This is a genomic window from Actinokineospora sp., assembly GCF_050699995.1.
Taxonomy (GTDB): domain Bacteria; phylum Actinomycetota; class Actinomycetes; order Mycobacteriales; family Pseudonocardiaceae; genus Actinokineospora.
Genome location: NZ_JBOHGC010000583.1, coordinates 20788 through 28197 on the forward strand (window position 1 = coordinate 20788; position 7410 = coordinate 28197).

5 protein-coding genes and 1 pseudogene are annotated in these 7410 nt (G+C 68.8%); 3 read left to right on the forward strand and 3 right to left on the reverse strand.

The genetic code is table 11. The features are described from left to right. Positions 1 to 2976 (reverse strand): UPF0182 family protein, encoded by a 2976-nt coding sequence (locus tag ACRDSQ_RS28355; RefSeq protein ID WP_431425238.1) that lies wholly within the window; start codon positions 2974 to 2976, stop codon positions 1 to 3. A gap of 175 nt (positions 2977 to 3151) precedes the next feature. Here ACRDSQ_RS28355 and ACRDSQ_RS28360 point away from each other — a divergent pair, with 175 nt between their 5' ends. After that, positions 3152 to 3661 carry a PPA1309 family protein gene (locus ACRDSQ_RS28360; RefSeq protein WP_431425247.1) on the forward strand — a complete coding sequence of 170 codons (510 nt, stop codon included), beginning with the start codon at positions 3152 to 3154 and terminating at the stop codon, positions 3659 to 3661. 141 nt (positions 3662 to 3802) lie between these two features. On the opposite strand, the gene ACRDSQ_RS28365 is transcribed toward ACRDSQ_RS28360, so the two are convergent. Then, a complete protein-coding gene (locus ACRDSQ_RS28365) occupies positions 3803 to 4903 on the reverse strand; it encodes a YlbL family protein (protein ID WP_431425239.1) in 1101 nt (366 codons plus the stop codon). A gap of 79 nt (positions 4904 to 4982) precedes the next feature. Between ACRDSQ_RS28365 and ACRDSQ_RS28370 the strand changes: the two genes are divergently transcribed. Further along, a complete protein-coding gene (locus ACRDSQ_RS28370; protein WP_431425241.1) occupies positions 4983 to 6272 on the forward strand; it encodes a zinc-dependent metalloprotease in 1290 nt (429 codons plus the stop codon). Between the two features lie 7 nt (positions 6273 to 6279). Here the strand turns inward: ACRDSQ_RS28370 and ACRDSQ_RS28375 are convergent, their stop codons facing one another. Continuing rightward, positions 6280 to 6840 carry a M48 metallopeptidase family protein gene (locus ACRDSQ_RS28375; RefSeq protein WP_431425243.1) on the reverse strand — a complete coding sequence of 187 codons (561 nt, stop codon included), beginning with the start codon at positions 6838 to 6840 and terminating at the stop codon, positions 6280 to 6282. A 72-nt stretch (positions 6841 to 6912) separates the two neighbouring features. On the opposite strand from ACRDSQ_RS28375, the pseudogene ACRDSQ_RS28380 reads away from it, so the two are divergent. Next, positions 6913 to 7410 (forward strand): annotated as a pseudogene (locus ACRDSQ_RS28380) (hypothetical protein); the annotation flags it as partial.

Sequence of the window (7410 nt, forward strand, 5' to 3'; positions counted from 1 at the left end):
TCACCCGCCGCCGGTGGGCGGCGGGGTCGGCGAGGGTGCGGCGCCGGGCGAGGACGGGGGCTGAGATCCCTGCCCCTGCTTGGCTTTCGCCTCGTCGTACTTCTTCGTCGCGGCGTCGAGCTCGGCCAGCGCCTTACCCTGTTCGGCGAAGTTGCCGGACTTCTGGGCGTCACGCAGGTGCGTGATGGCGGCGTTGAGCGCCTGGACCGCCTGGTCCATCTCCGCCGAGGACGTGCCACCACCAGTGGTCGGCGGCTGGGTCGTGCCCGGCTGCGTCGTCGGCGGCGGGTTGTTGCCCGGGTTGGTGGCCGTGTCACCCGTCCCGGCGCCGAACACCTCGTCGAGCGCCTCGTTGATGGTCGGGGCGAACCCGACCTTGTTGCCGAACGAGACGAGCACCCGGGCCAGCTGCGGGAACGAGTTGACGTCGGTGCGCTGGATGTAGATCGGTTCCACGTAGAGCAGCCCACCGGCGACAGGCAGTGTCAGCAGGTTGCCGAATCTCACCCGGACGCTCGGGTTGTTGAACAGCGTGCGGTTCTCGGTGACTTCCGGCGTGGTCTGGAACCGGTTCTGCACCTGGCCCGGACCCTCTACTTGGGACGCGCCGGTCGTCGGCAGGCGGAGCACCCGGATCTTGCCGTAGTCCTCCGGATCGGACGAGACCGAGACCCAGGACGCCAGGAACTGCCGGTTCAGCAGGGTCAGCGCACTGGTGATCTGGAAGGTGTTCTTCGTCTGGCCGGGCGCCTGTGCGAGGACGTAGTACGGCGGCTGCTTCGCGGCGGCGCCGTTGGCGTCCTCGGTCGGGTCGGTCGGGACGTTCCAGAAGGTCTTCTGCGAGAAGAACTCCACCGAGTCGGACACGTGGTACTTCGAGAGCAGCTCACGCTGGACCTTGAACAGGTCCTCCGGGTAGCGGAAGTGCTCGCTCAGTTCCTTGGAGATCTCGGACTTCGGCTTCACCGTGCCGGGGAAGACGTTCTGCCACGCCTTGAGCACCGGGTCCTGCTCGTCGATCGCGTACAGCGACACCGAACCGTCGTAGGCGTCCACGGTGGCCTTGACGGAGTTGCGGATGTAGCTGATCGTGCGGTTGTCCTGCCGGACGACGCCGCTCAGCGAGTCCGTGGTGGCCTCGCCGAGCTGGGTGCGCTGCGCGTACGGGTAGTTCTCCAGCGTGGTGTAGCCGTCGACGATCCAGGTGATCTTGCCGTTGACGACGGCCGGGTACGGGTCGCCGTCGAGGGTCAGCCACGGCGCGACCTTGCTTACGCGGTCGCGCGGGTTGCGGTTGTACATGATCTTCGCGCCGTCGCCGATCTGCGACGAGAACAGGATGTTGCGCTCGGCGTGGTGCATCGTGAAGATCAGCTTGTTGAACAGGCTGTCGATCGGCACGCCACCCTTGCCCTCGTAGGACACCGTGCTCGTGGGGGTGTCGTACTCCATGGGTATGTCGCCGTTCTTGCCGCCGACGATCGCGTAGGGGTCGGTGGCGAGTTCGCCGTAGTAGATGCGCGGCTGGTCGACCCTGATGGCGCCCTTGGTGGCCAGGTCGCTCACCTTGAAGATCGGGAAGCCACCCTGGTCGCTGGAGTCCTCGATGGCCGAGTTGACCGTGTTCGCGGGCGCGGCGACGAAGCCGTTGCCGTGGGTGAACACCATGTGCCGGTTGATCCAGCCGCCCTGGGTCTCGGTGAGGCCGGACGTCTTGATCTCGCGGGCGGCGACGATGTAGTCCTGTGTCTTGCCGTCGATGGTGTAGCGGTCGACGTCGAGCTTCTCCGGGAAGCCGTAGAAGTTCTCCCGGCCTTCGCGCTGGGTGAAGGTCGGCGCGAGGATGTTCGGGTCGAGCAGGCGCACGTTGGAGATCGTGTTGATGCTGCTCTGTTCGCCGCGGATCTGCGTGGACGACGCGGTCGTGCTTCCCGCGTAGTCCTCCGTGGTCACCTTGTCCGGCGTCAACCCGAACGCGGCCCGGGTGGCCTCGATGTTGCGCTGGATCGACATCGCCTCTTTGGCGTTCTCGTTCGGGCGCACCGAGAACTGCTGCACGACCGCCGGCCACGCCGCGCCGACCAGGATGCTCGACAGGACGAGCAGCGCGGTGGCGATGGCGGGCAGCTGCAGGTTGCGCAGGAACGCGCCAGCGAAGAACGCCACGGCGCAGAAGGCCGCGATGAACATCAGGATCAGCTTGGCGGGCAGCACCGCGTTGAGGTCGGTGTACGTCGCGCCGCTGAACAAGGCGTTGCGTGACGAGAACAACAGCTCGTAGCGCTCGAAGAAGTAATCCGCGGCGTAGATCAGGACGAACACGCCCGCGATGATCGACAGCTGCACGCGCGCGGGGGCGGCGAGCTGGCCGCCCTTACCGGCGAGGCGGATGCCGCCGAAGATGTAGTGGATGACAAGCGAGCCGAAGAAGGCGAGCGCCACGGCCACGAACAGCCAGCTGATCAGCCAGGTGATGAACGGCAGGGTGAAGGCGTAGAAGCCGAGGTCCTTGCCGAACTGCGGGTCGGTGATGCCGAACGGCGTGCCGTTGAACATCAGCTGAACGATCTGCCAGTCGTTCTGCGCCGCCGAGCCCGCGATCAGGCCGATGAGCACCGGGACACCGATACCGAAGAGCCGGACGCGCTGCACGATGGTCGACCGGTAGCGCGCGAGCGGGTCGTCGGCACTCGACACCGGCACGAACACCGGCCGCGAGCGGTAGGCGATCCACAGGCTCAGCGCCAACAGGCCGCCGACCAGTGCGCCGACCGCGAGGAACAGGGCGAGCCGGGTCCAGATCACGGTGGTGAACACCGGCCGGAATCCGACCTCGCCGAACCACAGCCAGTTCACATAGGTGCTGAGCAGCCGCGATCCGACCAGCAGGAAGAGCAGGAATATCGAACCGATGACGAGCAATATCCGGCTGCGCCGGGACAGCTTCGGCAGTCCGATCGGGGGCCGAGTGGCCACTGGGCACGCTCCAGAGTCGCTTGCTGAGAACTTGTGGGCGGAAGTCGAGACCCGTCCTGATTGTTCAACTCTATTAGGGACGGCTCAGGTTCCCGTGAAGCTGTCCGAATTGTGTGGATGACCGCGCCGCCGGTGCCGGATCGGGTGAACGGGATGCGACGATGTGCGGGTGAGCATGCCTATTGCCGGTGACCTGTCCGCCATCACCCGTGAGGTCGAGGAGTTCGTCGCCTCGGGCGGCTGGGACCAGGCGCCTCAACTGTTCGCGCTGGTGCCGACCGCCCACCTGCTGCGTGAGCAACCCGACCTGGTCGGCCAGATCGACCCGGACGCCGCGCTGACCCCGGTCGCGCAGGAGGCGCTGTCCGAGGACGACCTCGGCGCGGCGCTGGCCGCGATCATGTGGCCGGAAGCGGTCCACGGCTGCGCGCTCGCCCAGGAGATCGTGATGCTGCCGCCCGAGGCGGAGGCCGACCTCCCCGAGGAAGCGGAATCGCTGGAGCGAATCGCGGCGTCGCACCCCCAGGCCCGAGAGGCCCGTCTGGTCGCCTCCGCGCTGCGCGACGGCACCATCGCCTGCGTGCTGCGTCTGCGCAGCGCCGATGGGGAGACGGACGAGGTCATCGAACACAAGGACCTGGCCCCAAACCTGACCGCGGCCCTCCTCGACACCCTCCGGGATTAAGAAACGCGCCGCACACAGCCCCACCAAACAGCCCCCACCCGCCCTGGGGGGTCGTCCCTTGGTCAGTCTATCGGCGTAAGGGGGCCGCGGATCGGTTTGTGGGTGAGCTGTGGATGAGTGGCCGCCGGTGTGGATAACCGGTCAGCAGGTGGGGGCTTCTCGCTTGGCTTTGAGGTCGTCGAGGGCACGGACGGCGCCCTCCAGGTTCTCGACCTTCACCAGGCGCAGGCCGTCGGGGGCGTTCTCCTTGGCCTCCGCGCAGTTCTCGGCGGGGACCAGGAACGTCGTGGCGCCCGCCTCGTGCGCGGAGATCATCTTGAACGGGATGCCGCCGATGGCGTCGACCTTGCCCTGGGCGGTGATCTCCCCGGTGCCCGCGATCACGGCGCCGTCGCCGAGGTCGCCGGGGGTGAGCCGGTCGACGATGGCCAGCGCGAACATCAGGCCCGCCGACGGTCCGCCGACGTCGGCCAGGGTGATCGAGGTCTTGAACGTGACGTCCGGGCGTTCGCCGGACTCCAGGCCCATGAAGCCCTCGGGCCGGTCCGTGCCGCCGAAGTCGGTGGCCTTGCCCAGGGTGATCGTGCCGGTCTTCTCCTGGCCCTCCCGCTGGAAGGTGACCGCCACGGCCTGGCCGGGGGCGGTTCCGGCCAGCGCGGCCCGGACGTCCTCGGCGGCGGCGATCGGCTTGCCGTTGACCACCAGCAGCCGGTCGCCGGGGACCAGCACCTTGTCGGCGGGCGCCCCGGAGGTGATCGACTGGGCGATGACCTTCATCGGGTACTTGAGGTACCGCAGCGCGGCGATCTCGGCGTTGCTCTGCGAGTCCTGGAACAGCTTGCTGTTCTGTTCCTGCACTTCTTCCTCGGTCACCCCGGGCTTGAAGTACTCCTCGCGCGGCGCCAGCGCGTAGCGGCCACTCACCCACCGGGCGACGGCCTCGAACATGCTGACGTCGTCCTGCACGGACACCGTCGTCATCCGCAGCTGACCGCTGGTCGGGAAGGTCTCGGTGCCGTTGACGCTCACCACCTGCACTCCCTCGACGTCGCCGAGGGTGTCGTAGGTGGGGCCGGGGCCGAGCGAGACATAGGGCACGGGCACGAACAGCCCGAGCACCAGCAGGGCCATGACCAGCAGCGAACTGGACAGCACGGTCCACCCTCGCCGGGTCAGGTTCCAGCCTTCGGCGGGACCGATTTGCGGCGTGTGCGCTGCGGGGGCGTCCGGTGGCGTGCTCACGGATCGACAGCGTACGTGCGTTCACCCAGGGCGGATCACCTGACATCGCGAGAACGGCTCAGCCGCGTACCGTGGACCCATGAGCGAGTTTCCGTTCGGCTTCGGCATGCCGGACCCCAATGACCCGGACAAGAAGAAGGATCCGAACGCCCAGGGCGGTTCGGAGAACCCCTTCGACCAGCTGGGCCAGATGCTCAGCCAGCTCGGTCAGATGCTGAGCCAGACGGGCTCGTCGACCGGTCCGGTCAATTACGACCTCGCCAAGCAGATCGCGGTGCAGAAGCTGGCCGGACAGGTGGGCTTCGCCCCGTCGACCTCCAGCACCGCCGTCGACGACGCCGTGCACCTCGCGGAGATGTGGCTCGACCCGGTGACCACGCTGCCCGCGGGCGCGACCGTCACCAGGGCGTGGACCCCGCGCGACTGGGTGGAGCACACCCTGCCGACCTGGCAGCGCCTGTGCGACCCGGTGGCCCGCCGCATGTCCGGCGCCTGGGTCGACGCCCTGCCCGACGAGGCCCGGCAGCAGGCGGGCCCGCTGCTGGCGATGGTCGGCCAGATGGGCGGCATGGCGTTCGGCTCGCAGCTGGGCAACGCCCTGGCGCAGCTCGCCTCCGAGGTCCTGACCTCCACCGACATCGGCTTGCCCCTGGGCCCGGCGAACACCGCCGCGCTGGTGCCGGCGAACATCGAGGAGTTCACCAAGGGTCTGGAGCGGCCCTCCAGTGAGGTCATGGTGTTCCTGGCCGCGCGCGAGGCCGCCCACCAGCGGCTGTTCACGCACGTCCCGTGGCTGCGCCAGCGCCTCCTCGCGACGGTCGAGGAGTTCGCCAACGGCATCAAGGTCGACACGACCGCGCTGCAGGAACTGGCGAGCCAGGTCGACCCGGCGAACCCGGAGACGATCGAGAAGGCCATGCAGTCGGGCATGCTCGAACCGCAGGCCACCCCGGAGCAGAAGGCCGCGCTCGCCCGCCTGGAGACTTTGTTGGCCCTGGTGGAGGGCTGGGTGGACATCGTCGTCGGCGAAGCCGTCACCGACCGCCTCCCCGGCGCCGACGCCCTGCGCGAAACCCTCCGCCGCCGCCGCGCGTCCGGCGGCCCGGCGGAACAGACTTTCGCGACCCTCGTCGGCCTCGAACTACGCCCCCGCAAACTCCGCGCGGCGGCCGCCCTCTGGCGACTGGTCACAGACCAGCACGGCATCGAAACCCGCGACGGCCTCTGGGGCCACCCAGACCTCATGCCCACGGCGGACGACCTCGACGACCCGATGGACTTCGCCGAACGCCTGGGCACGAAGTCCGACGTCGACGACATGATCGCCAAGCTCGAAGAGAACCAGGGTGAGGACAAGAAGGACGACTGACCTCGCGCTAGTCCTCGGAGGTGATTCCCCAGCCCGCGGCGGCGGAGAGGCCCTCCAGGAACCCGATCGCGCGGTCCGTCTTCGGGTAGGCGCGCACCAGCTCCCAGAACTCCGGCCCATGGTCGGACTCCAGCAGGTGCGCCAACTCGTGCACCAGCACGTAGTCCAACACCCAGGCAGGCACTTCCCGGAGCCGTTCGCTGACCCGGATGGTGCGGTCGACCGGTGTGCACGACGCCCAGCGGGTGCGCATGGGTGGGACCCACCGCACCCCCGAGGGGTGGCACCGGCCGTCGAAGTAGCGGTCGGAGAGTTCGCCGCACCGCTCGAGGAGGGCGGCGTCGGATGTTCGCGCGGGCGAGCGCCTGCGCGTTTCGGTGCGCAGGAGCCTGCGCTGCATCTCCGCCACCCAGTGGGCCTCCTCTTTCTTGGAGAGCCGGGCGGGGATCTGCACTATCAGCGTGTCACCTTCGCGGTAGGCGGTGACGGTGCGGGTTCTGCGCTTGCTGCGACGCACCTCGACACTGGGTTCGGCCACAGACACCACCGTAAAGGGCGGCACCGACATCGCGGGAGTGTGACCTTTTCGCCTGTGGATAAACGGATCCACCATTCGGCGGAATCGGGCACGCTGGCCACCATGATCCATCTGAGCTACCCGGACCGCCCCCGGCTCCGCCCCGGCCTCGCTGTCCTGCGCAGACGCGCCGACGAGATCCAGATCGGCCTTGATCCACGCCGCGCCATGATCGTCTCGGGCCTGCCGACGACCATCGCCGACGCCGCGGCGGCCCTCACCGGCGCCCGCACGACAGCGGAGCTGCTCCACCGTGTCGGCCCGCGACACCGAGATCAACTGCGTGACTTGATCACCGGGCTGACCGACCGCGGGCTCGTCGAGGACGCCGCGGGCCGGAGTGTTCCGCTCCCCCGCAGGCTCGCCGGCGACCTGACCGCGGCCACGGTCCACCGCGCCGTGAGCCATCCGAGTGCCCGCGCGGAGTCCGCGGTGTCGGTGCACGGCGACGGCAGACTCGCCGTCGCGACCGCGTGCCTGCTGGCCGCCGCGGGCATCGGCGCGGTCCGGGTCGAGGCCCGCGGCCGGGTCCAGCCCGAAGACGTGGGAGCGGGATTCACC

Excerpts from the sequence above, each read along its gene's own strand:
- ACRDSQ_RS28370 (WP_431425241.1), top strand. The coding sequence starts at position 4,983 with ATGAGCGAGTTTCCGTTCGGCTTCGGCATGCCGGACCCCAATGACCCG.
- ACRDSQ_RS28375 (WP_431425243.1), bottom strand. The coding sequence starts at position 6,840 with ATGTCGGTGCCGCCCTTTACGGTGGTGTCTGTGGCCGAACCCAGTGTC.
- ACRDSQ_RS28360 (WP_431425247.1), top strand. The coding sequence starts at position 3,152 with ATGCCTATTGCCGGTGACCTGTCCGCCATCACCCGTGAGGTCGAGGAG.